The 25,159-nt window shown below is 70.1% G+C and carries 26 protein-coding genes and 1 riboswitch; of the genes, 8 read left to right on the top strand and 18 right to left on the bottom strand.

Features of this window, described 5'->3' with window-relative positions:
• Nucleotides 1-12 precede the first annotated feature (12 nt).
• Nucleotides 13-228, bottom strand: a complete 216-nt coding sequence (locus H4J02_RS11635) for a hypothetical protein (protein ID WP_187674731.1) — start codon at nucleotides 226-228, stop codon at nucleotides 13-15.
• 56 nt (nucleotides 229-284) lie between these two features.
• A complete protein-coding gene (locus tag H4J02_RS11630) occupies nucleotides 285-632 on the bottom strand; it encodes a hypothetical protein (protein ID WP_187674730.1) in 348 nt (115 codons plus the stop codon).
• A gap of 276 nt (nucleotides 633-908) precedes the next feature.
• Here H4J02_RS11630 and H4J02_RS11625 point away from each other — a divergent pair, with 276 nt between their 5' ends.
• Nucleotides 909-1,388: a nitroreductase/quinone reductase family protein gene (locus H4J02_RS11625; RefSeq protein ID WP_187674729.1), complete on the top strand. Its 480-nt coding sequence runs from the start codon at nucleotides 909-911 to the stop codon at nucleotides 1,386-1,388.
• Nucleotides 1,389-1,437: 49 nt separating this feature from the next.
• Here the strand turns inward: H4J02_RS11625 and H4J02_RS11620 are convergent, their stop codons facing one another.
• The 14 genes from H4J02_RS11620 to sdhC form a co-directional block, all read right to left on the bottom strand.
• Entirely contained in the window at nucleotides 1,438-2,805 is a 1,368-nt protein-coding gene (locus H4J02_RS11620; protein ID WP_187674728.1) for an MFS transporter, read from the bottom strand.
• Between the two features lie 66 nt (nucleotides 2,806-2,871).
• The gene (ribH, locus tag H4J02_RS11615) at nucleotides 2,872-3,348 is read right to left on the bottom strand and encodes a 6,7-dimethyl-8-ribityllumazine synthase (RefSeq protein ID WP_187674727.1); all 477 of its coding nucleotides are present in this window, start codon (nucleotides 3,346-3,348) and stop codon (nucleotides 2,872-2,874) included.
• Nucleotides 3,345-4,622: a 3,4-dihydroxy-2-butanone-4-phosphate synthase gene (gene ribB / locus H4J02_RS11610; RefSeq protein ID WP_187674726.1), complete on the bottom strand. Its 1,278-nt coding sequence runs from the start codon at nucleotides 4,620-4,622 to the stop codon at nucleotides 3,345-3,347. The genes ribH and ribB overlap by 4 nt, the downstream gene beginning before the upstream one ends.
• Nucleotides 4,619-5,233 (bottom strand): riboflavin synthase, encoded by a 615-nt coding sequence (locus H4J02_RS11605; protein WP_187674725.1) that lies wholly within the window; start codon nucleotides 5,231-5,233, stop codon nucleotides 4,619-4,621. Before H4J02_RS11605 ends, ribB begins: the two co-directional genes overlap by 4 nt.
• A gap of 1 nt (nucleotide 5,234) precedes the next feature.
• On the bottom strand, nucleotides 5,235-6,251 hold the full coding sequence (gene ribD / locus H4J02_RS11600; RefSeq protein WP_187674724.1) for a bifunctional diaminohydroxyphosphoribosylaminopyrimidine deaminase/5-amino-6-(5-phosphoribosylamino)uracil reductase RibD: 1,017 nt from the start codon (nucleotides 6,249-6,251) through the stop codon (nucleotides 5,235-5,237).
• 79 nt (nucleotides 6,252-6,330) lie between these two features.
• Nucleotides 6,331-6,458: riboswitch (FMN riboswitch) on the bottom strand.
• Nucleotides 6,459-6,582: 124 nt separating this feature from the next.
• On the bottom strand, nucleotides 6,583-7,320 hold the full coding sequence (locus H4J02_RS11595; protein ID WP_262406064.1) for an HAD family hydrolase: 738 nt from the start codon (nucleotides 7,318-7,320) through the stop codon (nucleotides 6,583-6,585).
• Nucleotides 7,308-7,871 (bottom strand): GNAT family N-acetyltransferase, encoded by a 564-nt coding sequence (locus tag H4J02_RS11590; RefSeq protein WP_187674723.1) that lies wholly within the window; start codon nucleotides 7,869-7,871, stop codon nucleotides 7,308-7,310. Before H4J02_RS11590 ends, H4J02_RS11595 begins: the two co-directional genes overlap by 13 nt.
• 10 nt (nucleotides 7,872-7,881) lie before the next feature.
• Complete coding sequence (gene trpS / locus H4J02_RS11585; protein ID WP_187674722.1) at nucleotides 7,882-8,889, bottom strand: tryptophan--tRNA ligase; 1,008 nt, start codon at nucleotides 8,887-8,889, stop codon at nucleotides 7,882-7,884.
• Nucleotides 8,890-9,007: 118 nt separating this feature from the next.
• Nucleotides 9,008-9,841, bottom strand: a complete 834-nt coding sequence (locus H4J02_RS11580) for an exodeoxyribonuclease III (RefSeq protein ID WP_187674721.1) — start codon at nucleotides 9,839-9,841, stop codon at nucleotides 9,008-9,010.
• Nucleotides 9,842-9,912: 71 nt separating this feature from the next.
• Complete coding sequence (locus H4J02_RS11575; protein WP_187674720.1) at nucleotides 9,913-10,986, bottom strand: YihY/virulence factor BrkB family protein; 1,074 nt, start codon at nucleotides 10,984-10,986, stop codon at nucleotides 9,913-9,915.
• Nucleotides 10,987-11,029: 43 nt separating this feature from the next.
• Nucleotides 11,030-11,812, bottom strand: coding sequence for a succinate dehydrogenase iron-sulfur subunit (locus H4J02_RS11570; RefSeq protein ID WP_187674719.1), 783 nt, complete (start codon nucleotides 11,810-11,812; stop codon nucleotides 11,030-11,032).
• The gene (gene sdhA / locus H4J02_RS11565) at nucleotides 11,812-13,620 is read right to left on the bottom strand and encodes a succinate dehydrogenase flavoprotein subunit (RefSeq protein WP_262406063.1); all 1,809 of its coding nucleotides are present in this window, start codon (nucleotides 13,618-13,620) and stop codon (nucleotides 11,812-11,814) included. The genes H4J02_RS11570 and sdhA overlap by 1 nt, the downstream gene beginning before the upstream one ends.
• A 26-nt stretch (nucleotides 13,621-13,646) precedes the next feature.
• Nucleotides 13,647-14,099 carry a succinate dehydrogenase hydrophobic membrane anchor subunit gene (locus H4J02_RS11560; protein ID WP_187674718.1) on the bottom strand — a complete coding sequence of 151 codons (453 nt, stop codon included), beginning with the start codon at nucleotides 14,097-14,099 and terminating at the stop codon, nucleotides 13,647-13,649.
• A complete protein-coding gene (gene sdhC, locus H4J02_RS14050; protein ID WP_262406280.1) occupies nucleotides 14,099-14,434 on the bottom strand; it encodes a succinate dehydrogenase, cytochrome b556 subunit in 336 nt (111 codons plus the stop codon). Before sdhC ends, H4J02_RS11560 begins: the two co-directional genes overlap by 1 nt.
• Nucleotides 14,435-14,695: 261 nt before the next feature.
• On the opposite strand from sdhC, the gene H4J02_RS11550 reads away from it, so the two are divergent.
• The 7 genes from H4J02_RS11550 to H4J02_RS11520 all read left to right on the top strand — a co-directional run bounded on the left by H4J02_RS11550 (nucleotide 14,696) and on the right by H4J02_RS11520 (nucleotide 23,099).
• Nucleotides 14,696-15,811, top strand: coding sequence for a mannose-1-phosphate guanylyltransferase (locus tag H4J02_RS11550; RefSeq protein WP_187674716.1), 1,116 nt, complete (start codon nucleotides 14,696-14,698; stop codon nucleotides 15,809-15,811).
• 236 nt (nucleotides 15,812-16,047) lie between these two features.
• A complete protein-coding gene (locus H4J02_RS11545) occupies nucleotides 16,048-17,148 on the top strand; it encodes a BMP family protein (protein ID WP_187674715.1) in 1,101 nt (366 codons plus the stop codon).
• Nucleotides 17,149-17,234: 86 nt separating this feature from the next.
• Nucleotides 17,235-18,746 carry an ABC transporter ATP-binding protein gene (locus H4J02_RS11540; protein ID WP_187674714.1) on the top strand — a complete coding sequence of 504 codons (1,512 nt, stop codon included), beginning with the start codon at nucleotides 17,235-17,237 and terminating at the stop codon, nucleotides 18,744-18,746.
• Entirely contained in the window at nucleotides 18,743-20,071 is a 1,329-nt protein-coding gene (locus tag H4J02_RS11535) for an ABC transporter permease (protein WP_262406062.1), read from the top strand. The genes H4J02_RS11540 and H4J02_RS11535 overlap by 4 nt, the downstream gene beginning before the upstream one ends.
• Nucleotides 20,068-21,354, top strand: a complete 1,287-nt coding sequence (locus H4J02_RS11530; RefSeq protein ID WP_262406061.1) for an ABC transporter permease — start codon at nucleotides 20,068-20,070, stop codon at nucleotides 21,352-21,354. The genes H4J02_RS11535 and H4J02_RS11530 overlap by 4 nt, the downstream gene beginning before the upstream one ends.
• A complete protein-coding gene (locus H4J02_RS11525) occupies nucleotides 21,351-21,764 on the top strand; it encodes a cytidine deaminase (protein ID WP_187674713.1) in 414 nt (137 codons plus the stop codon). The genes H4J02_RS11530 and H4J02_RS11525 overlap by 4 nt, the downstream gene beginning before the upstream one ends.
• Before the next feature lie 45 nt (nucleotides 21,765-21,809).
• A complete protein-coding gene (locus H4J02_RS11520; RefSeq protein ID WP_187674712.1) occupies nucleotides 21,810-23,099 on the top strand; it encodes a thymidine phosphorylase in 1,290 nt (429 codons plus the stop codon).
• Between the two features lie 44 nt (nucleotides 23,100-23,143).
• Here H4J02_RS11520 and H4J02_RS11515 read toward each other — a convergent pair whose 3' ends face one another.
• The gene (locus H4J02_RS11515) at nucleotides 23,144-23,923 is read right to left on the bottom strand and encodes a hypothetical protein (RefSeq protein ID WP_187674711.1); all 780 of its coding nucleotides are present in this window, start codon (nucleotides 23,921-23,923) and stop codon (nucleotides 23,144-23,146) included.
• Nucleotides 23,924-24,138: 215 nt separating this feature from the next.
• Nucleotides 24,139-25,086: a nucleoside hydrolase gene (locus tag H4J02_RS11510; protein ID WP_187674710.1), complete on the bottom strand. Its 948-nt coding sequence runs from the start codon at nucleotides 25,084-25,086 to the stop codon at nucleotides 24,139-24,141.
• Between the last annotated feature and the right edge of the window lie 73 nt (nucleotides 25,087-25,159).

Genomic DNA, 25,159 nt, shown 5'->3' with positions numbered 1-25,159 from the left:
TGCGGTGGCGCGTCAGGCGCGCCCGTACCTCTTGTGGACGGCCTGCTTGGTGACCCCGAGGCACAGGGCGATGAGCTGCCACGACGCACCCGCGTTGCGGGCGCGTCGCACGGCCGCCGCCTCGTGCCGGTCGAGCTCACGCCGCATCCGCGCGACCGCCCGCAGCGCCACGAGCGGATCCTGGGATCCGGCGTCGCCCGCGAGCGTGTGCAGCTGCCCGGCGTCCATGGCGTCAACCGTAGTTGACGAGGTGCGACGCGTCAACCCGAGTTGACATCGAGGTGTCACTTCCTGTCGCATGGCGGCGGGTGCGGGTGATGGAAAGTGACCCCTCGGCTCCACGGCGTGGGCGTTCGCGGCGACATCTCGCCCGTCATCGTGAGCACGAACTCGAGCAGGCGCGGCTGGTCGGAGGGGTCGCGCAGGAACGCGACCATCTCCTTGACGGCGAGGTGGCTGCCGATGTTGCGGCCGACGATCGAGTCGTAGTCGGCGAGCGGGAACGCGGCGTGCACGCCGAGGCGCTGCGCGGTGTCGGCGAGCATGCGACCGAGCTCGCGGGCCTCGTCCTGCTCGATGAGGGTGGAGCCCGAGCCGAAGCCGATGCTCATGACGATCGCGACGGGGCTCACGGCGAGCTTCTTCGACATGATCGAGCCGACGATGAGCGGAGGGCACGAGAACGTCGCCGTGATGCTGCGCGTCGCGTAGATGATGCCGTCGGCGGGCGTGATCTCGGGCGTCGCCGGTCCTGGGGTGCGAATTCCACGTGATGCCTCTCTCGGTTGACATGTCAATCGAACACGAGCGGGCCGGATGCATCGCACAATTCGCCACACTGGTGGGGTATCGGATATAGTCTCCGTTCGGCGGGCGCATCCGACGCCCCGGAAACGGACACCACCACCATGGGCTTCACCCCACTCCCGAGCGGCACCTACGGCGCCAAGCAGCCCACCAACCGGGGCATCGAGGGCATCATCACGCGCTACCTCGTGCGGCAGGCGCGCAAGCCGCGCAAGCCCGGCTCGCGTAACGGCGCCGCCGTGCTCGCGCTCACGACCATCGGCCGCAAGACCGGCCTCGAGCGCACCAACCCCGTCGGCTATATGGAGGACGGCGACGGCTGGCTCATCACCGCGAGCGCCGCGGGCGGGCGCTACCACCCGGCCTGGTACTACAACCTCGCCGAGAACCCCGACAAGGCGTACATCGAGGTCGGGGGAGAGCGGATCGACGTGGTCGCGACCCAGCTCGAGCCCGAGGAGGCGGAGCGCCGATTCGCCGAGATCATCGAGACCTCGAACCGCATGACGCGCCGCACCTTGCTCGGCTACCGCGCGTCGACCGACCGCCGCATCCCGATCCTGCGCCTCGAGCGCGCCTGACCGCTGGTCGAGTGCCCGCGAAGCGGGTGTATCGAGACCCCCGCAGGCCTTACGGCAGCGCCTCCGGGATCTCCACGTCGTCGAGCTCCACGTCCTTCGTCTCGCGCCCGAGCAGCAGCGCGATGAGCGTGAGCGTCGCCATGACCGCGAGGTACACGCCGACCCACACGGGGCTGCCCTCGCCGACCGTCCACAGCCACACGGCGATGAACGGGGCGACCGCGGCGCCGAGGATCGACGACACGTTGTACGAGATGCCCGAACCGGTATACCGCAGCACGGTCGGGAAGAGCTCGGGCAGCAGCGCGCCCATCGGACCGAAGGTGAAGCCCATGAGGGTGAAGCCGAGCACGAGCCACAGCACGACGCCGATCTGGCCGAGCGACAGCAGCGGCACCCAGATGAGCCCGAACACGATGATGGCCGCCGTGATGACGATGAGCGTCGGGCGGCGTCCGAAGCGGTCGGCGAGGGGGCCCGACACGAGCGTGAAGATGCCGAAGAACACGACGCCGAAGATCATGAGTAGCACGAAAGTCGTGTACTCGTACCCGAGGCCCGGCACCGCCGCATCCGTCGCCGCGCGGCCGTAGCTGAGCGAGAACGTCGTCATGAGATAGAAGAGCACGTACGTCGCGAGCATGTAGAAGGTGCCGAGGATGAGCTCGCGCCAGTGCGTGCGGAAGACGGTGGCGAGCGGCACCTTGGCGAGCTTGCCCGCGGTGGACGCCTTCGTGAACGCGGCCGACTCGACGAGGCGCAGCCGCACCCAGAGGCCGACCGCGACCATGATCGCCGAGAACAGGAACGGGATGCGCCAGCCCCACGAGAGGAACTCCTCCGAGGGCAGCGACGGGTCGGACGACGGAAGCACCGCCGCGATGATGAGGAACAGGCCGTTCGCGATGATGAACCCGATGGGCGCGCCGAGCTGCGGGAAGGTGCCGTACCAGGCGCGCTTGCCGGTGGGGGCGTTCTCGGTCGCGACGAGCGCGGCACCCGACCATTCGCCGCCGAGCGCGAAGCCCTGCGCGAGCCGCAGGATCACGAGCAGCAGCGGCGCGAACCAGCCGACGAGCGCGTAGGTCGGCAGCACGCCGATGAGGAAGGTCGCGATGCCCATCGTGAGCAGCGCGCCCACGAGCGTCACCTTGCGCCCGCGCTTGTCGCCGAGGTGCCCGAAGAACACGGCGCCGAGCGGGCGCGCCACCATCGCCGCCCCGAAGATCGCGAACGACGACAGCAGGGCCACCGTCTCGTCGCCCGTCGGGAAGAACAGGTGCGGGAACACGAGCACCGCCGCCGTCGCGTACACGTAGAAGTCGTAGAACTCGATCGTCGTGCCGATGAGGCTCGCCACGACGACGCGTGAACGCGGATTGGCGGGAGCGGATGCGGGGGCCGGTGCGCTGCTCATGGGAACGATTCTCCCACCGGTGGACCGCTCGGTCCGCCCCCGGTCACTCCCGGCGCACGAGCGGGCTCAGCCGCGGCGCACGCGCGCGAGGACGCGGGCGGTCGCGAGCACGGCCTCCGCCGCCTCCCGGCCCTTGTCCTCCTTCGACCCGGGGAAGCCCGCGCGGTCGATGCCCTGCTGCTCGTCGTCGAGGGTCAGCACGCCGAAGCCGACGGGCTTGCCGGTGTCGATCGCGACGCGCGTGAGCCCGTCGGTCGCAGCGTTCGAGACGAACTCGAAGTGGGGCGTGCCGCCGCGGATGATCACGCCGAGCGCCACCACGCCATCCGCTCCCGCCTCGAGCGCCGCCTTCGCGACGACCGGCAGCTCGAAGCTGCCCGGCACGCGCAGCACCTCGACGTGGGCGCCCGACTGCTCGAGCGTGCGGAGGGCGCCCGTGAGCAGGCCCTCCATGATGCGCTCGTGCCACGTGCCGGCGACCACCGCGATGCGGAGGCCCGTGCCGTCGATGTCGAGCAGGGTGGGTCGGCCTTCGCCGCTCATTCGCTGAGTCCCTTCGTCAGGTCGGCCACCAGCTCCTGGTGGCTGGGGAGCGCGTGCCCCATCCGGTCGCGCTTCGCGTCGAGGTAGCCCTCGTTGAACTCGCCCACGCCCACGACGAGCGGCACGAGCGCGTCGACCTCGACGCCGCGCTCGACGAGCTGCCGGGCCTTCTCGGGGTTGTTGCTCAGCAGCCGCACGCGCGAGATGCCGAGGTCCTTGAGGATGCCGACCGCGGCACCGTAGTCGCGTGCGTCGCCGGGCAGGCCGAGCGCGAGGTTCGCGTCGAGGGTGTCGAAGCCCTCCTCCTGGAGGCGGTAGGCGCGCAGTTTGTTGATGAGCCCGATGCCGCGCCCCTCCTGGCCGCGCAGGTAGACGACGACGCCGCCCTCCTCGCGGATGGTGTCGAGCGCCGACTGCAGCTGCGGTCCGCACTCGCACTTGAGCGAGCCGAACGCCTCGCCCGTGAGGCACTCCGAGTGCACGCGCACGAGCGCGCCGTCGCGGGGCTCGCCGGCGATCCACGCGACGTGGTCGGCGCCCGTCGAGCGGTCGCGGTAGGCGCGCACGCGGAAGGTGCCGTGCGCGGTGGGGACGTTGGTCTCGACCTCGAAGCTCACGCGCTGCCACTCGGGCACCGTGACCTCGGCCTTCGGGTCGGCCTCGCAGCGGCGCTCCTCCATGAAGCGGATGAGGGCCTCGATCGTGATGACGGGCACGTTCTCGCGCTCGCCGAGGCGCAGCAGGTTCGGCAGGCGCATCATCTCGCCGTCCTCGTCGACGATCTCGACGATCGCCGCGACGGGCGTGAGGCCCGCGAGCTTCATGAGGTCGACGGATGCCTCCGTGTGCCCGTCGCGCTCGCGCACGCCGCCGTCGACGGCGCGCAGCGGCATGACATGACCCGGGCGGTGCAGGCTCGCGGGCGTCGACGCGGGGTCGGCGAGCACGCGCAGCGTGTGGGCACGGTCGGATGCCGAGATTCCCGTTGAGAGGCGGTCGGCCGCGTCGACGGACACCGTGTAGGCGGTGCCGCGCGGGTCCTCGTTGTGCGCGACCATGGGCGGCAGGTTCAGCCGGTCGGCGATCTCGTTCGTCATGGGCGCGCAGATGAAGCCCGACGAGTGCTTGACCGCCCACGCGATCCACTCCTGGCTCGCGGTCGCGGCCGCGAGCACGACGTCGCCCTCATTCTCGCGTCCCTCGTCGTCGGCCACGATGACGGGCCGTCCCTCCCGCAGCGCCTTCAGCGCCGTGGGGATGTCGCTCAGGCTCATCGGTTCACTCCCATCTGGAGCATCCGCTCCACGTGCCGCGCCAGGATGTCGGTCTCGATGTTGACCCGGTCGCCCGGCGCGAGCGCGCCGTGCGTCGTCGCCTCGAGGGTCTCGGGGATGAGCGACACCTCGAACCACTGCTCGGGCGCCGTCGCGTCCGAGACCGCGCTCACGGTGAGCGAGGTGCCGTCGATCGCGATCGAGCCCTTGCGGGTCACGAGCGGGGCCAGCTCCGGGGCGAGCGTGAAGCGCACGACGCGCCAGCCCGATCCGTCCTCCATCGAGAGCACCGTCGCCGTGCCGTCGACGTGGCCCTGCACGATGTGGCCGCCGAGGCGGTCGCCGACGGCGGCGGCGCGCTCGAGGTTGACACGGTCGCCGGGGCGGCGCTCGCCGATCGTGGTGACGTCGATCGAGACGCCCATGACGTCGGCCGTGAACCAGTCGTCGCCCTGGTCGACGACGGTGAGGCACACGCCCGACACCGAGATCGAGTCGCCGTGCTTCGCGTCGGAGACGGCGAGCGGGGCGCGCACGGTGATGCGCGCGGCGTCGCCGACGGGCTCCCATGCGAGAACCTCGCCGACCTCCTCGATGATGCCGGTGAACATGTCAGCTCCTTCTCTCGGGTCGCGCCATGACGAGCAGGTCCTCTCCGAGCTGCTCGACGCTCGTGATCGTGAGGCGTCGCGCCTCGGAGATCGTGCGGATGCCGAGGTCGCCCACCGCGAGACGCTCGCCGCCCAGCAGGGCGGGCGCGAGGTAGACGGCGTACTCGTCGGCGAGGCCCGCGGCGATGACGGCGGACGCGAGCGTCGGCCCGCCCTCGACGTAGACACGGCCGACGCCGCGCTCGTGCAGCTCGGCGAGGATGCGACCGAGGTCGCGGGTGCCGGTCTCGACGAGGCCGGCCGGGTGGCGGCGGAGGGCGGCATCCGCGGGCACGGGGCGCTCGCCCACGACGACGGGCAGCGGCTGGTGCCCGAGCAGCTCGCCCGCGTCGCCGCGCGCCGTGAGGGCGGGGTCGTCGGCGAGCACGGTGCCGCTGCCGACGAGGATGGCGTCGGATGCGGCGCGCTGCTCGTGCACGCGCTGGCGGGCGGCGGTGCCGGTGATCCACTGGCTCGTGCCGTCGGACGCGGCGGCGCGACCGTCGAGGGTCGAGGCCCACTTGACGGTCACCCAGGGGCGCCCGCGAGCGGCGACGGTCAGCCAGATGTGCAGGAACGCGGCGACCTCGTCGGCGAGCACGCCGGGCACGACCTCGATGCCCGCCTCGTGCAGGCGCTCGGCGCCGCCCGACGACTCGTGACCGGGGTCGCTCACGGCGTAGACGACGCGTGAGACACCGGCGGCGATGAGGGCCTCGCTGCAGGGGCCCGTGCGGCCGGTGTGGTTGCACGGCTCGAGGGTGACGACGGCGGTGAGGCCGCGGGCGTCGGCGACGCGCGAGAGGGCGTCGACCTCGGCGTGCGGGGTGCCGGCGCCGCGGTGCCAACCCTCGGCGACGACGGCTCCGGATGCGTCGAGCAGCACGCAGCCGACCTGCGGGTTGCCGCCCGTGACCGGCCCGCGCGCGGCGAGGTCGAGGGCGCGGCGCATGGCGGCGTCGTAGGCGGTGGCGGCCATCGCATCCCTTCCGGTCCTGTCCGGGGATGCACGACGTGGGTCGCGGCGCCGCGCTCCGCGAAAAGACGGATGCCTCGGCGCGTGCTTCCTCTCATCCGGACTCTGACCGTCGGTTCCGGAATTCCACCGGATCGGCCCCGTCCCTCTCGGAACGGGGTTCGCGGACTGTAACCGCCGGTGCGGAATTCCACCGCCCCCGGAGCACTTGCTTCGTTCGGAGTCTACAACGCCCCCTCCGCCCGTGTATTCCCGTTGCGCCGCGTGACCCTCCGTCCCCTGACTGGTCGGTTTCTGGCCCTATCCGGGCTATTTGAGGCCGAGAAGCGACCACTCAGCCCAGCAGCGCCGGCAGCTCGTCGAGCGAGCGGATGACGTGCACGCCCTCCGCGGCGGCCTCGGCCAGCTGCTCCGCCGTCGCGACGCCGCGGCGATCGATGAGCACGCCGAGCATGCCCGCGCGGGCCGCGCCGATCGCATCCGTGTGCAGGCGGTCGCCCACGTAGCAGGCCTCGGCGGTCGTCACACCGAGGTGATCCGCCGCGAGCTCGAAGATGCGCGCATCCGGCTTCGCCACGCCGACCTCGCCGCTCGCGACGACGTTCTCGAGCGGGATGAGCGCCTCGAGCCCCGTGCCGAGGATCTTCGCGGTCTGGAACGCGAGCTCGCCGTTCGTGATGATGCCGAGGGCGCGCGGCGCGATCGCCGCGATGCAGTCGCCGACGTCGTCGTGCAGCCGCCAGCTCGTCTCGTAGTGCACGAGGTACGTCTCGAACCACGCCTCGGCGGCCCCGTCGTCGAGCTCGATGCCGTACGGGGCGACGAAGCCCCGCGCCCGCGCCCGCCGCTGCTCGCGGAAGTCGACCTCGCCCGCGAGGTAGCGGTGGTAGTGCTCCTCCTCGAGCGCGTTCCAGCGGGCGAACTCCGCCGCGGGCTCGCCCTGCGCGAGCGCCCCGCCGAGCGCCGCCCGGTAGGCGTGGATGCCGGTCTCGACCGACTCGCGGTGGGCGAAGAGCGTGTCGTCGAGGTCGAAGAGCACCGCGCGGATGCCGCCCCCGCTCACAGCGGCCACCCCGGCTTCGGCGCGCCGTCGTCGGTCGCGAGCAGGTGCCCGTGACGGCTGTGCGGGTGCGATCCGTCGCGGAACGCGATGTTCGACGGCCCTTCGCCGTCGTAGCGGAACCCCGCGGCCCGCGCGACGCGAGCCGATGCAGCGTTGCCCGCGACCGCCTCCCAGCCGATGCGCTCGACGCCGAGCTCCGCGAACACCCACGCGCAGACGGCGCGCACCGCCTCGGTCATGTAGCCGCGGCCGCGAGACGGCGCCCCCATCCAGTACCCGATCTCCGCCCGCTCGGCGTTCCAGCCGACCGTGCCGAGAAGCGGTCCGCCTTCCCGCTCCCGCATGCCCCACACGGTGCCGAGGCCGAGGCCGTGCTCCCAGCCGGCCGCCACGACCTCGCGCACGAAGAACTCCGCGTCGGCGCGCGTGTACGGCCAGGGAAGCGAGGCGAGCGTGTCGAGCATGAGCTCGTCCTGGCAGAGCTCGACGATGGTGTCGATGTCGTCGTCGGTCGGCACCGAGAGCACGAGGCGCTCGGTGCGCAGCACGACGGGCTCCATCCCCGACACCCTACGAGCGGCGGGAGAGGAAGCCGACCGCGTCGTACACGCGGGCGAGGGTAGCCTCGGCGATCGCGTTCGCGCGGTCGGCGTTCGCCGCGAGCACGCGGTCGAGCTCGGCGGGGTCGGCGAGCAGCTCGAGCGCCCGCTCGCGCACCGGACCGAACTCGGCGACCACGGCATCCGCGACGGCGCCCTTGAGGTCGCCGTAGCCGCGACCCGCGAACTCGTGCTCGAGCGTCTCGATCGCCGTGCCGCTCAGCACCGAGAGCAGCGTCAGCAGGTTCGAGACGCCGGGCTTGCCCTCGGGGTCGTAGTGCACCGAGCCGTCGTTGTCGGTCACCGCCGACTTGATCTTCTTCACGAGCCGGTTCGGCTCGTCGAGCAGCCACAGGATGCCGTTCTCGGTCTCACCCGACTTCGACATCTTCGAGCCCGGGTTCTGCAGGTCGTAGACCTTCGCCGTCTCCTTGAGGATCGACGCCTCGGGGATGACGAACGTGTCGCCGAAACGGCTGTTGAAGCGCTGCGCGAGGTCGCGCGTGAGCTCGATGTGCTGGCGCTGGTCCTCGCCGACGGGCACGATCTGCGCGTCGTACAGCAGGATGTCGGCCGCCTGCAGGATCGGGTACGTGAAGAGGCCGACGGATGCCGACTCGACACCCTGCTTCGCCGTCTTGTCCTTGAACTGGGTCATGCGGCTCGCCTCGCCCATGCCCGTGATCGTGTTGAGCACCCAGGCGAGCTGCGCGTGCGCCGGCACGTGCGACTGCACGTAGAGCGTCGAGGCGGAGGGGTCGATGCCGGCGGCGATATACTGCGCGGCCGTGCGGCGGGTCTTCTCGCGCAGGGTGGCCGGGTCCTGCGGCACGGTGATCGCGTGCAGGTCGACGACGCAGAAGACGGCGTCGTAGTCGCGCTGCAGCTGCTTCCACTGCAGGAGCGCTCCGATGTAGTTGCCCGCGTGGAGCGAGTCGGCGGAGGGCTGCATGCCCGAGAACAGGCGGGGCTTGGTCATTTCGGAGTCCTTCGTGGGCTGGCTTCGACACGCAGCCGGCGGCTGCTACTCAACCAGCGGAGTATTCAGAGCTGGGTTTCGACACGCCTGCTGCGCAGGCTACTCAACCTGCGATCTTTCAGATCGCATAGTCGACGACGACGGGGGCGTGGTCGGACCATCGCTCGTCGTAGGCGGCCGCGCGGTCGACCGTGTACGAGACGGCCGTGTCGGCGAGGGCCTTCGTCGCGAGGTGGTAGTCGATGCGCCAGCCGGTGTCGGTGTCGAACGCCTTACCGCGCTGCGACCACCACGTGTACGGGCCGGGCACCTCGCCCGCGAAGCGGCGGCCCACGTCGACCCAGCCGAACCCCGCGCCGGCGTTGTAGCCGTCCTCGCCCTCGGCGCCCACGAACCGGTCGAAGTAGGCGCGCTCCTCGGGCAGGAAGCCCGCGCGCTTCACGTTGCCCTTCCAGTTCTTGATGTCGAGCGTGCGGTGGCCGACGTTGAGATCGCCCACGACGAGCGCGAGCGGGTTGTGCTCGGCGAGCTTCGGCAGGCGCTCGGCCATCGCGTCGAGGAACTTGTACTTCTCGACCTGCTTGGGGGTGTCGGCCTCGCCCGAGTTCACGTAGCAGGAGACGACGGTGACGATCGTGCCGTCGACGTCGTAGTCCGCCTCGAGCCAGCGACCGGCGGAGTCGAAGTCGTCGGGTCCGAAGGTCACGCGGTGGATCTCGGCCTTGCGGCGGCTCGCGATCGCCACGCCCGCGCGCCCCTTCGCCGTGGCGGGGTCGTGCAGCACGTCCCACTCGTCGCCGAGCAGTGCCGTGAGGTCGTCGGTCTCGGCACGCACCTCCTGGAGAGCGAGGATGTCGATGCCGCGCGGGGCGAGCCACTCGCCCATCCCCTTGCGAAAGGCGGCGCGCACGCCGTTGACGTTGACAGTCGCGATGCGGAGGGGACGGGACACGCCTTCAACTCTAACGAGCGCCCCCGACCCTCACCTGTGCCGGGCCTCCGACCGGGTCGCGGGCCACGCCGTCAGCCGCGCCCGAACAGCCGCTTCCAGAACGGGCGGCGCTCGGCGGCGAGCTCCGCGCGCAGCTGCTCGCGCATCCGTTCCCGCTCGCGCTCCTCCTCGGCTTCCCGCTCGGCCGCGAGGGCCGGGTCGAGAGGCACCCCCGCATCCGCCATCGACACGAACACCCAGCACGCCGCCACGAGGATCACCTGGCAGATGAGGGTGAACCAGATGAGCAGACCGATGATGACCGCGAAGCCCGCGAGCAGCGGGTTGTTGGTCGCCCCGCCGAGGAGCGCCGTGCCGAGCACCTTGAGCACGCCGAGCGCCGCGGCGCCGAGCAGCGCGCCCTGCGCGAGGAAACGCATGGGGATGTGCACGCCCGCGAGCACACGGTAGAACGCGCCCAGCACGACCGCGTCGAGCACGAACATGAGCACGATCGACAGCACACGCGCCGAGATCGCGGCGACGGCGTGGTCGCGGATGCCGACGAGATCCATGAGGCCCTCGAGCGCCTGCGAGGAGAGCACCGAGAGACCCGCGGAGACGAGCAGCAGGATGCCGAAACCGATCGCGAGGCCCAGGTCCTTGAGCTTGAGCAGCAGGAAGTTCGTGGTCGGCGCGGGCAGGTCGCCGAGCAGGCGCACGGCGTCCCGAGCGGATGCGAGCCAACCGAGCGCGGTGAAGAACAGGCCCGCGAGGGCGATCGCGCCCGTCCACCCGAGCACCGTCGTGTCGACGAGGTCGGCGGGGTCGATCGCGCCGTCGCCGTCGCCCGTGTCGATGAGGCCGGGCACGGCATCCGCCATGAGCTGGAGGAGCGCCGCCTGGAGGTCGGGCTGGGATGCGACGATGAGCCCGAAGACCGAGAACGCCACCCAGATCGCCGCGAACACCGCGAAGATCGCCTGGTTCGACAGGCCCGCCGCGAGCAGCGGACCGCGGTGCGCCGCGTAGTCCTGGAACACGCGCACGGGTTTGAGCGCCATGACCCACGCGACGACGCGCTGCACCCACGCGATGGACGCGGGCGGGCTCTTCTTCTCCGCGGACTCCTGGGACTCCGCGGATTCCGGGGACTCGTCGGCCATCACCCCACGCTATCGGCGTGAGGCGCACGGGGGAGGGGCTTGACTACGCCTTCGGGATGTCGGGCTTGCCGCGCAGCACGGCGGCCTTGACCTCGGCGATCGCCTTCGTCACCTCGATGCCACGGGGGCACGCCTCCGAGCAGTTGAAGGTCGTGCGGCAGCGCCACACGCCCTCCTTGTCGTTGAGGATGTCGAGGCGCACGTTCGCGGCCTCGTCACGCGAGTCGAAGATGAAGCGGTGCGCGTTGACGATCGCGGCGGGGCCGAAGTACTGCCCGTCGGTCCAGAACACGGGGCAGCTCGAGGTGCACGCGGCGCACAGGATGCACTTGGTCGTGTCGTCGAAGCGCTCGCGCTGCGCGACCGACTGGATGCGCTCCTTCTCGGGCTTGTCGCTCGCGATGAGGAAGGGCTGGATCTCACGGTAGGAGGCGAAGAACGGCTCCATGTCGACGATGAGGTCCTTCTCGAGCGGGAGGCCCTTGATCGCCTCGACGTAGATCGGCTTCGAGATGTCGAGGTCCTTGATGAGGGTCTTGCACGCGAGGCGGTTGCGGCCGTTGATGCGCATGGCATCCGAGCCGCAGATGCCGTGGGCGCACGAACGACGGAACGTGAGCGAGCCGTCCATCTCCCACTTGATCTTGTGAAGCGCGTCGAGCACGCGGTCGGTCGCGAAGAGCTCGACGTCGAAGTCCTGCCAGTACGGCTCGGCATCCTTCTCCGGGTCGAAGCGCCGGATGATGAGGGTGACCGTGAAGGCCTGGACGGGCGCCTCGGCCTTGGGCGTGTTGTCGACCGCCTCGAGGGTGGCTGCGCCGGCCATCAGTACTTCCTCTCCATGGGCTGGTAATTGGTGATCACGACCGGCTTCCAGTCGAGCGTGATGTGGTCGGCGGCGTTCGCCGAGTGCGGGTCGCCCGTCAGGTAGGCCATCGTGTGCTTCATGTAGGTCTCGTCGTCGCGCTTCGGGTAGTCGTCGCGCATGTGACCGCCGCGGCTCTCCTTGCGGTTCTTCGCCGAGAACACGACGACCTCGGCGAGGTCGAGCAGGAAGCCCAGCTCGATCGCCTCGAGCAGGTCGGTGTTGAACCGGTTGCCCTTGTCCTGGATGGAGACGTTCTTGTAGCGCTCGCGCAGCTGGTGGATCGTCTCGGTGACCTTCGCGAGTGACTCGTCGGTGCGGAACACCTGGGCGTTGCGGTCCATCTCCTCCTGCAGCTCCTTGCGGAGCGCCGCGATGCGCTCGGTGCCGGATGCGTTGCGCAGGTTGTCGACCATCTCGCGCACGGCGGCCGCGGCATCCGCGGGGAGGGGGGTGAAGTCGACCGTCTCGGCGTAGTCGACGGCGTTGTTGCCTGCGCGCTTGCCGAAGACGTTGATGTCGAGGAGCGAGTTGGTGCCGAGGCGGTTGGAGCCGTGCACCGAGACGCACGCGCACTCGCCCGCGGCGTAGAGGCCCGGCACGACGGTCTCGTTGTCGCGCAGCACCTCGGCCTTGACGTTGGTCGGGATGCCGCCCATCGCGTAGTGCGCGGTCGGCATGACGGGCACGGGCTCGTACACCGGGTCGACGCCGAGGTAGGTGCGCGCGAACTCGGTGATGTCGGGCAGCTTCGTCTCGAGTACCTCGGCGCCCAGGTGCGTGCAGTCGAGCAGCACGTAGTCCTTGTGCGGGCCGGCGCCGCGGCCCTCCGCGACCTCCTGCACCATGCAGCGGGAGACGATGTCGCGGGGGGCGAGGTCCTTGATGGTGGGCGCGTAGCGCTCCATGAAGCGCTCACCCGAGGCGTTGCGCAGGATGGCGCCCTCACCGCGTGCGCCCTCCGTGAGGAGGATGCCGAGGCCCGCGAGACCGGTCGGGTGGAACTGGAAGAACTCCATGTCCTCCAGAGGCAGGCCCTTGCGCCAGATGATGCCGACGCCGTCGCCCGTGAGGGTGTGGGCGTTCGAGGTGGTCTTGTAGATCTTGCCGAAGCCGCCCGTCGCGAAGACGATCGACTTCGCCTGGAAGACGTGGAGCTCGCCCGTCGCGAGCTCGTAGGCGACGACGCCCGACGGCTTCTGCACGCCGTCGACCTCGGTCATGACGAGGTCGAGCGCGTAGAACTCGTTGAAGAAGTTGACGCCGAGCTTGACGCAGTTCTGGAACAGCGTCTGCAGGATCATGTGGCCCGTGCGGTCGGCCGCGTAGCAGGCGCGGCGCACGGGCGCCTTGCCGTGGTCGCGCGTGTGACCGCCGAAGCGGCGCTGATCGATCTTGCCCTCGGGGGTGCGGTTGAACGGGAGGCCCATGTTCTCGAGGTCGAGGACCGCGTCGATGGCCTCCTTCGCGAGGATCTCGGCCGCATCCTGGTCGACGAGGTAGTCGCCGCCCTTGACGGTGTCGAAGGTGTGCCACTCCCACGAGTCCTCTTCGACGTTCGCGAGCGCCGCGGCCATGCCGCCTTGCGCCGCGCCCGTGTGCGAGCGCGTGGGGTAGAGCTTGGTGATCACCGCGGTGTTGGCGCGCGGTGCCGCCTCGATCGCGGCGCGCATGCCGGCACCGCCCGCCCCGACGATGACGACGTCGTGTCGGTGGTAGTGGACGCCGTCGATGACGTCTCCGTCTTCGAACTGCAGGAAGTCGCTCACGTTCTCTCTCACTAGTGGCAGCGGGGCTACTGGGCCGCGCAGATCGCGATCAGCTCGGCGTTCGTGGGCTCGCCGAGGCAGGGGTCGAAGGTCGTCAGCACGAGCGTGCCGAGCAAGATCAGCACGACGGTCGTGCCGCCGAGGCCCCACAGCAGGATGCTGCGGAAGCGGCCGTGGGCGTAGTCGTTGACGAGCGTGCGCATGCCGTTCGCTCCGTGGATGAGCGCGAGCCACAGCAGCAGGGTGTCCCACACGACCCAGAACGGGTCGGCGAGCTTGCCCGCGACGAACGCCCAGTCGAGGATCGACACCTTGCCCGGGAAGATCAGGTTGTAGAAGAGGTGTCCGAAGATGAGCACCACGAGCAGGACGCCCGAGACGCGCATGTAGATCCAGCGCCACTTCTCGATGTTGAAGCGGTTGCGCTTGCGGTGGCTCAGGTAGGGGCTGCGCGGCGCGGCGATGTTGTCGGTGCTCATCAGTGTCCTCCGAAGACGACCATCAGGTGCCGCGGCACGAAGCCGACCAGCAGAACGATCCAGAGGGCGATGGCGATCCAGAACATCGCCTTCTGCGCCCGGGGGCCCCACGAGAACATGTCGATGAGGATGATCCGGAGGCCGTTGAGAGCGTGGAGGCCGATCGCGGCGACGAGCGCGACCTCGCCGAGGCCCATGATCGGCGTCTTGTAGGTGCCGATGACGGCGTCGTACGCCTCGGGGCTGATGCGGATGAGCGAGGTGTCGAGGATGTGCACCAGGAGGAAGAAGAAGATCGCGGTGCCGGTGATGCGGTGGAGCACCCACGACCACATGCCCTCGCGACCGCGGTACAGGGTGCCGGCCGGCAGCTTGCGCTTCTTGGGTTCGGGGATGGATGCCGCTGGGCTCTCAGCTGGTGCGGCCTGGCTCGTCACGGCAGTTCTCCCTCGCGAGTCGCTCGTCGTTGGAACGGCCTCCAGTCTATGCCCGCCCCCAGGGGCTCGCAGTTGAGGGTGCCCTAACTTGTCTCGATATCGAGATATCCCCGGATGCTGCCGTCCCATCGTCGCGGCGCCCTCTCTAAGGTGAGTGGCATGTCGACTCCCCTCGAGCGGTTCTACGGCGTCATCCCCGCGGGCGGCGTCGGGTCGCGCCTGTGGCCCCTCTCGCGCGCCGACGCACCCAAGTTCCTCCACGACCTCACGGGCTCGGGCCGCACGCTCGTGCGCGGCACGTGGGAGCGTCTCGCCCCCCTCGCCGGTCCGCAGCGCGTCATGATCGTCACCGGCCGCGCCCACCGGTCCGCGATCGAGGAGCAGATCCCCGAGCTCGAGGACCGCAACATCGTGCTCGAGGCCGCGCCGCGCGACTCGACCGTCGCGATCGCGTTGGCCGCCGCCATCCTGCGCCGCCGCGAGCCCGACGTCATCGTCGGCTCCTTCGCGGCCGACCACGTCATCCAGGACGAGGACGCCTTCCGCGCCACCGTCGAGCAGGCCGTCGTCGCGGCCGACGCCGGCTACATCGTCACGATCGGCATCCAGCCCACCGAGCCGGCGATCGGCTTCGGCTACATCGAGTGCTCCGACGGCGCCGAGATCGACGGCGCCCCCGACGCCCTCCTCGTGCGCAGCTTCGTGGAGAAGCCGGATGCCGCCACCGCCGCCCGGTACCTCGCCGACGGTCGGCACCTGTGGAACGCGGGCATGTTCATCGCGCGCGCCGACCGGCTGCTCGAGCGTCTCGGCGAGTTCGACGCCCAGCTGCTCGCCCAGATCGAGGAGCTCGCCGCCGCGTGGGACGACGCCGCCACCCGCGGCCCCGCGGTCGACCGCCTCTGGCCGGGCCTGCGTCGCATCGCGATCGACTACGCCGTCGCCGAGCCGGCCGCTGCCGCTGGAGGCCTCGCCGTCATCCCTGGCCGCTTCGACTGGGACGACGTGGGCGACTTCGCGTCGGTCGCGAAGCTCAAGTCGGCGGGCCGGGCGAGCGACCTCTCGATCCTCGGCGAGAACGCGCGCGTGCTCGCGGATGCGTCGAGCGGCATCGTCGTGAGCCAGTCGGACCGCATCATCTCGCTCATCGGCGTGCACGACATCGTCGTGGTCGACACCGCCGACGCGCTCCTCGTCACGACGACCGCGAACGCGCAGCGCGTCAAGAGCGTCGTGGACGCCCTCAAGCTGTCCGGCCGCGACGACGTCCTCTAGGGGCCATACCCCTCTTCGGGTGGTAGCCGTACCCGGTTCGGGGCGCTCCTGAAGACGTCTCCCTCGGGCGGAAGTGCTCATCTGAGCACAAACATTTCCTGACTGTTTCCGGGGGTGGGGGGCTGTGTAACTCTTCTGTTGCGAGCGCCGATGCTCAGTCCTCGGCGTGCGTCACAGAAGGTAACGTGTATCGCGATCCGCCGGTCATCCTGCCCGGCGACTTCTTGGAGGACACAGTGACAATCACGACCCGCAAGGCCGGCCTCTCCGGTCTCGCCATCCTCGGCGCGAGCGCCCTCGTGCTCAGCGGCTGCGCTTCGGCGCCCGAGGAGACGCCGGACGAGTCCGGCGCATCCGACTTCCTCGCCTGCATGGTCTCCGACTCGGGCGGGTTCGACGACAAGTCGTTCAACCAGCTCGGCAAGGAGGGCCTCGAGGCCGCCGGCGAGGAGCTCGGCATCCAGACCAAGACCGTCGAGTCGGCCTCCGAGGACGACTTCGCCCCCAACATCGAGAGCCTCCTCGGCGAGGGCTGCAACATGATCGTCACGGTCGGCTTCCTGCTGTCCGCTGCGACCATCACGGCCGCGCAGGAGAACCCCGACGTCGAGTTCGCCATCGTCGACGACTCGCTCGACGGTGACTTCGACGGCAAGAACGACACGGAGAACGGCAAGCCGATCCTCTTCAACACGGCAGAGGCGGCGTTCCTCGCCGGCTACGCGGCGGCCGCCACCTCGAAGACCGGCGTCGTCGGCACCTTCGGCGGCATCCAGATCAACCCCGTGACGATCTTCATGGACGGCTTCGTCGACGGCGTCGCCTACTACAACGAGCAGAACGGCGCGTCCGTCAAGGCGATCGGTTGGGACAAGGCGTCGCAGACCGGCTCGTTCACCGGCGGCTTCGCTGCGGGCGTCGAGGCCAAGACCGCGGCGCAGAACCTGCTCGACCAGGGTGCCGACGTGCTCCTCCCGGTCGGCGGCCCGATCTACCAGAGCGCCGGCGAGGCCATCCGTGAGAAGGGCGGCGACATCGCCCTCATCGGCGTCGACGCCGACGTGTACAACACCGACCCCGACGTGGCCGACCTCCTCCTGACCTCCGTCATGAAGGGCGTCGACGCGGGTGTCCACGACACCGTGGTCGCCGCTGCGGGTGGCAAGTTCGACATCACGCCCTACGTGGGCACGCTCGAGAACGGCGGCGTCGGAATCGCCCCGTTCCACGACTGGGAGTCCAAGGTTCCCGCCGACCTCGGCGCGACCCTCGAGGACCTGAAGGCGAAGATCATCGCGGGCGAGATCAAGGTCGAGTCCCCGGCGACCCCGCAGTAACCCACTTCCTCGCAACACGGCACGGGGAGGCCGGCCATGCCGGTCTCCCCGTTGCCGTGCCGAGGACCGATTCCTAGATTGAGACAATGAAGCTCGAACTCCGCGGCATCACCAAGCGGTTCGGTGCCCTGGTCGCCAACGACCACATCGATCTGACCGTCGAACCCGGCGAGATCCACTGCCTGCTCGGCGAGAACGGCGCCGGCAAGTCCACCCTCATGAACGTGCTCTACGGCCTCTACCAGGCCGACGAGGGCGAGATCCTGCTGGACGACGAGGTGCAGCACTTCTCCGGCCCGGGAGACGCCATGAAGGCGGGCATCGGCATGGTGCATCAGCACTTCATGCTCGTCCCCGTGTTCACTGTCGCCGAGAACGTCATGCTCGGTCACGAGCAGACCAAGGGGCCGGGCGTGCTCGACCTCGCGGCCGCACGCGCGAAGGTGCGCGAGATCTCCGACCGATTCGGATTCGACGTCGACCCGGATGCCGTGGTCGAGGAGCTCCCGGTCGGCGTGCAGCAGCGCGTCGAGATCATCAAGGCGCTCTCGCGCGACGCCCAGGTGCTCGTGTTCGACGAGCCCACCGCCGTGCTGACCCCGCAGGAGACCGATGAGCTCATGGCGATCATGCGCCAGCTCAAGGAGTCGGGCACCGCGATCGTCTTCATCACCCACAAGCTGCGCGAGGTTCGCGAGGTGGCGGACCGCATCACCGTCATCCGTCTCGGCAAGGTCGTGGGCGAGGCATCGCCCACCGCGAGCAACACCGAGCTCGCATCGCTCATGGTCGGCCGCGCCGTCGAGCTCACCATCCAGAAGGAGCCCGCCAACCCGGGCGCCGACGCATTCGTGGTCACCGACCTCTCGGTCATCGACGCGCGCGACCAGTACGTCGTCAAGGACGTCTCCTTCACCGTTCGCGCGGGTGAGATCCTCGCCGTCGCCGGTGTGCAGGGCAACGGCCAGACCGAGCTCACCGAGGCGATCCTCGGCACCCAGACGCGCGTGAGCGGCTCCATCACGCTCGACGGCGTCGAGCTCGTGGGCAAGAGCGTGCGCAAGGTGCTCGACGCCGGCGTCGGGTTCGTGCCGGAGGACCGCAAGGAAGACGGCCTCGTCGCGGAGTTCACGATCGCCGAGAACCTCATGCTCGACCGCTCCGTGGGTGCGCCCTTCGTGAAGGCCGGTACCCTGCAGCTCGGCGAGCTCGCCGAGTTCGCGGAACAGAAGCTCGGCGAGTTCGACATCCGCGCGCAGGGCATCGGCACACACGCCGGACGTCTCTCCGGCGGCAACCAGCAGAAGGTCGTGCTCGCACGCGAGCTGAGCCGCGACCTGCGGCTCTTCGTCGCATCCCAGCCCACCCGCGGACTCGACGTCGGATCGATCGAGTTCGTGCACAACCAGATCGTCGCGGCGCGCGACGCCGGCATCCCCGTCATCGTCGTGTCGACCGAACTCGACGAGGTCACCGCCCTCGCGGACCGCATCGCGGTCATGTATCGAGGCGGGATCGTCGGCATCGTGCCGGGCGACACCCCCCGTGACGTGCTCGGCCTCATGATGGCCGGCGAGACGACAGGAGCGGCCGCGTGAGCGACGAGCAGATCCCCGCCAAGGGGCAGGTGCCCGACGAGACCGTCGAGGCCGCACAGGTGCCCGCCGAGCAGCGCGCACCCGAGGCGGACGTCCCGCCGCCTCCTGCCGCCAACCGCATCCTGCGCGAGATCGCCGGCTCGAGCTGGCTCATCTCGCTGCTCGCGATCGTCATCGCGCTGCTCGTGGGCTCGGTCCTCATCGCGGCGACCGACCCCGACGTGCAGAAGGCCGCCGGGTACTTCTTCTCCCGTCCGTCCGACACCTTCCGTGCGATCTGGGAGTCGATCTCAGGCGCCTACACCTCGCTCTTCCAGGGCGCGATCTACAACCCCAAGCGCGGCGACTTCGTCAACGCCATCAAGCCGCTGACCGAGACGCTTACCTTCGCCACGCCGCTCATCGCGGCCGGCCTCGGTGTGGCCCTCACGTTCCGGGTCGGCATGTTCAACATCGGCGGTCGCGGCCAGATCCTCATCGCGGCCGCGGCGGCCGGATGGGTGAGCTGGTCGATCGAGCTGCCCGCGCCCCTGCACATCCTGCTGGCCACAGCCGCGGCCCTCGCCGGCGGCGCCATCTGGGCCGGGATCGCGGGTGTGCTCAAGGCGCGTACGGGTGCGCACGAGGTGATCCTCACGATCATGCTCAACTACGTCGCGTTCTACCTCATCTCGTTCCTGCTCAAGACGCAGGGTGCGCTGCAGGCGCCGGGCTCCAACACGCCCAAGTCGCCGCCCGCGCTCGAGTCCGCGGTGTTCCCGACCCTCTCCGACCTGCTCGGCGTCGGCTCCTACCGCGTGCACCTCGGCTTCATCCTCGCGATCCTCGCGACCGTGTGGGTCTGGTACCTGCTCAACCGTTCGAGCATGGGCTTCCGCTTCCGCGCGGTCGGTGAGAACCCGCGCGCCGCGCTCACCGCGGGCATCAGCGTCAAGGGCACCTACGTGCTCGCGATGCTGTTCTCGGGAGCCCTGCTCGGCCTCGCGGGCGCCTCGCAGGTGCTCGGCACGACGACGACGGGCTTCGCGGCCGGCGTCGACGCCGGCATCGGCTTCGACGCGATCACGGTCGCCCTGCTCGGACGCTCACGTCCGTGGGGCGTGTTCTTCTCGGGCATCCTCTTCGGAGCGCTCAAGGCGGGCGGCTACACGATGCAGGCGGGCGAGGGCATCCCCATCGACATCGTTCTCGTCGTGCAGTCCGTCATCGTGCTGCTCATCGCGGCCCCGCCCCTCGTGCGGTCGATCTTCCGCCTGCCCTCTCCCGACGCGACCGTGACCGCGCGAGCTCCCAAGCCCGCGGCCGAGAAGGTGGTGACCAAGTGACCACGACCGCTCCGGCTCCCGCCTCGGCGGCACCCATCGTGCACGAGAAGGCGCTCGTCCGCAGCTGGAAGACGCCCGTCATCCTCGGCGTCTTCGCGCTCGTCGGCCTGCTCATGGCCTTCGTCTTCCCCAACAGCGGCGAGACGATGTTCACGCTCTCGACGCAGCGCGACGCCATCCAGCTCGCGCCGCTCGTGCTGCCCACCCAGATCACCGTCGTCATCACGGCGCTGCTGCTCGTCGTCGGCGCCCTCGGCGCCGCGGCCTACGTCGCGCTCGGCTCGGGCCACGCGCCGCTGTGGCTGTCGATCGTGTTCGCCGTGCTGTTCCTGTTCGCCTTCCTCACGTGGGTCGCGGCCGACAAGAACATCCCCGTGCCGGGCATGCTCGTCGGAACCCTGGCCCTCAGCGTGCCCCTCGTCTTCGGGGCGCTCGGCGGCGTGATCTCGGAGCGCGCGGGCGTCGTGAACATCGCGATCGAGGGTCAGCTGCTCTTCGGCGCGTTCTCGGCCGCCATCGTCGGCTCCCTCACGGGCAACCCGTTCGCGGGCCTCCTCGCGGCGATGGTGGGTGCGGTGCTCGTGTCGTTCGTGCTCGCGGCGTTCTCGATCAAGTACCTCGTCGACCAGGTCATCGTGGGCGTCGTGCTCAACGTGCTCGTCACGGGCCTCACGAGCTTCTTCTACTCGAAGGTGCTCACGTCCGACCCCGCCCTCAACAAGCCCGTGAAGTTCGAGGTGCTGCCCATCCCGGGTCTCTCCGAGATCCCGATCCTCGGGCCGGTGCTGTTCCGTCAGACGCTCATCGTCTACATCATGTACATCGCGGTCTTCCTGGTCTGGTTCGGCCTGTTCAAGACCCGCTGGGGCCTGCGCGTCCGCGCCGTCGGCGAGCACCCGACGGCCGCCGACACCGTGGGGATCAACGTCACGAGCACGCGCTTCTGGAACGTCTCCCTCGCGGGCGCGGTCGTCGGCATCGGCGGTGCCTACTACACGCTCGATGTCGTCGGCCAGTTCGGCAAGGAGATGACGAACGGTGCGGGCTTCATCGCCCTCGCAGCCGTGATCTTCGGACGCTGGGATCCCATCCGCGCGACCCTCGCGGGCCTGCTGTTCGGCTTCGCGACGAACCTGCAGAGCGTGCTCGGCATCATCGGGTCGCCCGTGCCGTCCGACTTCATGCTCATGCTGCCGTACGTCGTGACGATCTTCGCGGTCGCCGGCCTCGTCGGCACCTCGCGCGGCCCGGCGGCCGCCGGAAAGCCGTACATCAAGTCATGACCGAGATCAGCCAGGAGACCTGGCAGGCGCTGCGGGGGGCCGCGAACGCGGCCATCCCGCACGCCTACGTGCCGTACTCGAAGTTCCCGGTGGGAGTCGCGGCGCTCGTCGACGACGGCCGCATCATCTCGGGCTGCAACGTCGAGAACGCCTCCTACGGACTGACTCTGTGCGCCGAGTGCGCCCTCGTGTCGACGCTGCACATGACGGGCGGTGGCAAGCTCGTGGCCTTCACGTGCGTCGACGGCAAGGGCCAGACCCTCATGCCGTGCGGACGCTGCCGTCAGCTGCTCTTCGAGCACTCGGCCGAGGGGATGCTGCTGGAGACGGTGTCGGGGATCAAGACGATCGACGAGGTCATCCCCGACGCCTTCGGGCCGCGCACCCTCGAGGAGTATGCGGGGGAGTAGCGCGACGTGCGCCCCGCATCCGCACCACCCAGGAAAGGACCAGCCATGGTCGAGCCCTTCGACACCGTCGACCTCATCCATCGCAAGCGCGACAAGGGAACGCTGACGGCCGACGAGATCCGTTGGCTCGTCGACGCCTACACGCGCGGCTACGTGGCCGACGAGCAGATGTCGGCCTTCGCGATGGCGGTCTTCCTCAACGGCATGACGTCAGACGAGATCCGCGAGCTCACCCTCGCGATGGTCGCGAGCGGCGAGCGCCTCGACTTCTCGGGCCTCGGCAAGACGACGACCGACAAGCACTCGACGGGCGGCGTGGGCGACAAGATCACCCTCCCGCTCGCCCCGCTCGTGGCGTCGTTCGGCGTCGCCGTGCCGCAGCTCTCGGGTCGCGGCCTCGGCCACACGGGCGGCACGCTCGACAAGCTCGAGTCGATCCCCGGATGGCGTGCGCGCCTGTCGAACGACGAGTTCCTGGCCCAGCTCGGCTCGGTGGGCGCCGTCGTGTGCGCCGCGGGCGCCGACCTCGCGCCCGCCGACGGCAAGCTCTACGCGCTGCGCGATATCACGGGCACCGTCGAGGCGATCCCGCTCATCGCGTCGTCGATCATGTCGAAGAAGATCGCGGAGGGCACGGCCTCGCTCGTTCTCGACGTGAAGTTCGGCGGCGGCGCCTTCATGAAGGACTACGACCGCGCCCACGAGCTCGCCGAGACGATGGTGCGCCTCGGCAACGAGGCGGGTGTCGCGACGCGCGCGCTGCTCACCGACATGAACGTGCCGCTCGGTCTCGCGATCGGCAACGCCAACGAGGTGCGCGAGTCGGTCGAGGTGCTCGCCGGCGGCGGACCCGCGGACGTCGTCGAGCTCACGCTCGCCCTCGCGCGCGAGATGCTCGACATGGCGGGCGTGCCGGATGCCGACGTCGAGTCCGCGCTCAAGGACGGCCGCGCGATGGACACCTGGCGCGCGATGATCGCCGCCCAGGGCGGTGACCCGGATGCGGAGCTCCCGACGCCGCGCGAGTCGCACGTCGTGACGGCATCCGAGGACGGCGTGCTCGCGACGCAAGAGGCGCTGCCCTTCGGCGTCGCGGCGTGGCGACTCGGGGCGGGCCGCGCGCGCAAGGAGGATCCGGTCGTGCACGCGGCGGGCATCGACCTGCACAAGAAGCCGGGCGACGCGGTGCGCGCAGGCGAGCCGCTCTTCACGATGCACGCCGACGACGAGGCCCGCTTCCCGCGCGCGCTCGAGGCCCTCGAGGGCGCCTACTCGATCGCTCCCTCCGGCGCCGCCCTCCCCGAGCGCCCCCTCATCCGCACCCGCCTCGCCTAGCCACTCGTCCGCGAAAGTACGTACTTTTCGGCGTATTCCGCGCCCTACGGCTGCAAAGTACGTACTCTCGCGGAGATCGCGGAGCGGATGCGGTTGAGCAGGACAGCGCGTGCGTGGGAGTCGCGCATGTCGTCCGAGGTGACGCGGATGATGAACCAGCCGGCCTCCTGCATCTCGCCGTAGCGGCGGACGTCGTAACGCCACTGGCCGGCGTCGGTCCGATGGTGGTCGCCCTCGTACTCGAGCCCGACCTGCAGCTCCGGCCAGCCGAGATCGCAGCGCCCGAGGACCCGGCCCCAGCGGTTCGCCACTTCGACCTGGACCGATGGGACAGGCAGGCCCGCGTCGATCACGAGCACCCGCAACCACGTCTCGGGCGGCGATGCCGATCCGCTCGACAGCGCGGGGAGCGCGTCGCGCATGAGCTTGCTGCCGCGGCGTCCTTCGTATCGCGCGAGCGCTGTCCGGAGATCGTGGAGTGTGCCGAGCGGGTCGTCTGCCCACAGGATGCGGTCGCCCGCCGCGATGACCTCATGTCGTCGCAGCCCGCCGGCCGCCAGGTCGCACCAGGTGCGCGCTGCGGTCGTCACCGGAAGCCCCTCGAGGGAGGTGACGTCGCGGGGGTCGATCGTCACGTGGTGGGCGACGACGCCGCGGGCCTCGACTCGCCGATCGCCGGCCCGGACGCCGATGTGCAGGGCGAGGCTCGTCGTGCGGTGGGGGATGGGGATGCCGTGGAGCTCCGCGGCCGTGGGGCCGAAGTAGAAGGCGCGCGCCGGGAGCCGTGGGAGGAAGGCATCCGCCCTCTCCCGGAGGTCGCTCACTTGTTTCCGAGACCGTATGCCCCAGTACGGGACGTACCAGTCGTCCCCGGCAAGTGCGTCTCGTGTGACACCCCGATCGAGTGCGTCTCGGACGCGGAAGTGGACCGGAAGCTGTTCGCTCATGGTCCGCGAAAGTACGGACTTTCGGGTCGCAAACGGGCGCCACGCGGCGAAAAGTATGTACTCTCGCGGACCGGCGGGGTGGGGAGGACGGGCTACGCCTCGGGGTCGCCGATGCGCTCGAGGGCGTCGACGACGAGGTCCCAGAAGCGGGACTCGTCGATGCCGAGCGCGACCTGGGTCGTGCAGTCCGCGGGCGCGGGTCGGCGGAGGTCGGCCACGGTCATGCCGAGCGTGACCGTGCCCGAGAGCTCGACGTCGAGCGGGGCCTTGACGACCTGCAACACGGCGGGGTCGATGACGTAGGCGATCGCCACGGGGTCGTGCACGGGCGGGGAGGCGAACCCCTGCGCCTCGAGGTAGGTGGCGCCGAAGAAGTCGAGGAGCTCGCCCACGAACTCGGCCGGTCGCGTGCCGACGGCCGCGATGCGATCCCGCACCTCGGGCGTCGCGAGGGCGCGATGCGTCACGTCGATTCCGACCATCGTGAGGGGCCACGACTCGTTGAAGACGATGTGCGCGGCCTCGGGGTCGATGACGATGTTGAACTCGCTCGTCGGGCTCCAATTGCCGCCGTGCACGCCGCCGCCCATGAGCACGACCTCGCGCACGCGGGACACGATGCGCGGCTCGATGCGCGCGGCGAGCGCGATGTTGGTGAGGGCGCCCGTCGGCACGAGCGTGACGGTGCCGGGCTCCGACTCCATGACCGTGTCGATGATGAGCTGCACGGCGCCGCGCGGGTCGACGTCGAACGCGGGCTCGGGCAGCACGGGACCGTCGAGGCCCGAGTCGCCGTGGATGTCGGGGGCGAACTCGACGCTGCGCACGAGCGGCCGGCCCGCGCCCCGGGCGAAGGGGACGCCCGTGATGCCCGCGATGCGCGCCACCGAGAGCGCGTTGCGGGTGACGTTCTCGATGCCCGCGTTGCCCGCCACGGTCGTGACCGCCGCGAGCTCGATCTCGGGGTTGCCGTGCGCGAGCAGGAGCGCGATCGCGTCGTCGTGGCCGGGGTCGCAGTCGAGGATGATCCGTCGGGGCATGGTCCCATCCTAGATCCGCGGTTCTCGTATATGAAAATCTTGTTCGTTGGCGGAACCTGTGCGAGCATGTCAG

Source organism: Protaetiibacter sp. SSC-01 (genome assembly GCF_014483895.1).
GTDB lineage: Bacteria > Actinomycetota > Actinomycetes > Actinomycetales > Microbacteriaceae > Homoserinibacter.
This window is presented reverse-complemented; position numbering and strand designations above follow the sequence as displayed.

Coding starts and splice junctions, on each gene's coding strand:
- H4J02_RS11635 (WP_187674731.1), bottom strand. CDS start 228: ATGGACGCCGGGCAGCTGCACACGCTCGCGGGCGACGCCGGATCCCAG.
- H4J02_RS11625 (WP_187674729.1), top strand. CDS start 909: ATGGGCTTCACCCCACTCCCGAGCGGCACCTACGGCGCCAAGCAGCCC.
- H4J02_RS11620 (WP_187674728.1), bottom strand. CDS start 2,805: ATGAGCAGCGCACCGGCCCCCGCATCCGCTCCCGCCAATCCGCGTTCA.
- ribH (WP_187674727.1), bottom strand. CDS start 3,348: ATGAGCGGCGAAGGCCGACCCACCCTGCTCGACATCGACGGCACGGGC.
- ribB (WP_187674726.1), bottom strand. CDS start 4,622: ATGAGCCTGAGCGACATCCCCACGGCGCTGAAGGCGCTGCGGGAGGGA.
- H4J02_RS11605 (WP_187674725.1), bottom strand. CDS start 5,233: ATGTTCACCGGCATCATCGAGGAGGTCGGCGAGGTTCTCGCATGGGAG.
- ribD (WP_187674724.1), bottom strand. CDS start 6,251: ATGGCCGCCACCGCCTACGACGCCGCCATGCGCCGCGCCCTCGACCTC.
- H4J02_RS11590 (WP_187674723.1), bottom strand. CDS start 7,871: ATGGAGCCCGTCGTGCTGCGCACCGAGCGCCTCGTGCTCTCGGTGCCG.
- trpS (WP_187674722.1), bottom strand. CDS start 8,889: ATGACCAAGCCCCGCCTGTTCTCGGGCATGCAGCCCTCCGCCGACTCG.
- H4J02_RS11575 (WP_187674720.1), bottom strand. CDS start 10,986: ATGGCCGACGAGTCCCCGGAATCCGCGGAGTCCCAGGAGTCCGCGGAG.
- H4J02_RS11570 (WP_187674719.1), bottom strand. CDS start 11,812: ATGGCCGGCGCAGCCACCCTCGAGGCGGTCGACAACACGCCCAAGGCC.
- H4J02_RS11560 (WP_187674718.1), bottom strand. CDS start 14,099: ATGAGCACCGACAACATCGCCGCGCCGCGCAGCCCCTACCTGAGCCAC.
- sdhC (WP_262406280.1), bottom strand. CDS start 14,434: ATGTGGTCGTGGGTGCTCCACCGCATCACCGGCACCGCGATCTTCTTC.
- H4J02_RS11550 (WP_187674716.1), top strand. CDS start 14,696: ATGTCGACTCCCCTCGAGCGGTTCTACGGCGTCATCCCCGCGGGCGGC.
- H4J02_RS11540 (WP_187674714.1), top strand. CDS start 17,235: ATGAAGCTCGAACTCCGCGGCATCACCAAGCGGTTCGGTGCCCTGGTC.
- H4J02_RS11525 (WP_187674713.1), top strand. CDS start 21,351: ATGACCGAGATCAGCCAGGAGACCTGGCAGGCGCTGCGGGGGGCCGCG.
- H4J02_RS11520 (WP_187674712.1), top strand. CDS start 21,810: ATGGTCGAGCCCTTCGACACCGTCGACCTCATCCATCGCAAGCGCGAC.
- H4J02_RS11510 (WP_187674710.1), bottom strand. CDS start 25,086: ATGCCCCGACGGATCATCCTCGACTGCGACCCCGGCCACGACGACGCG.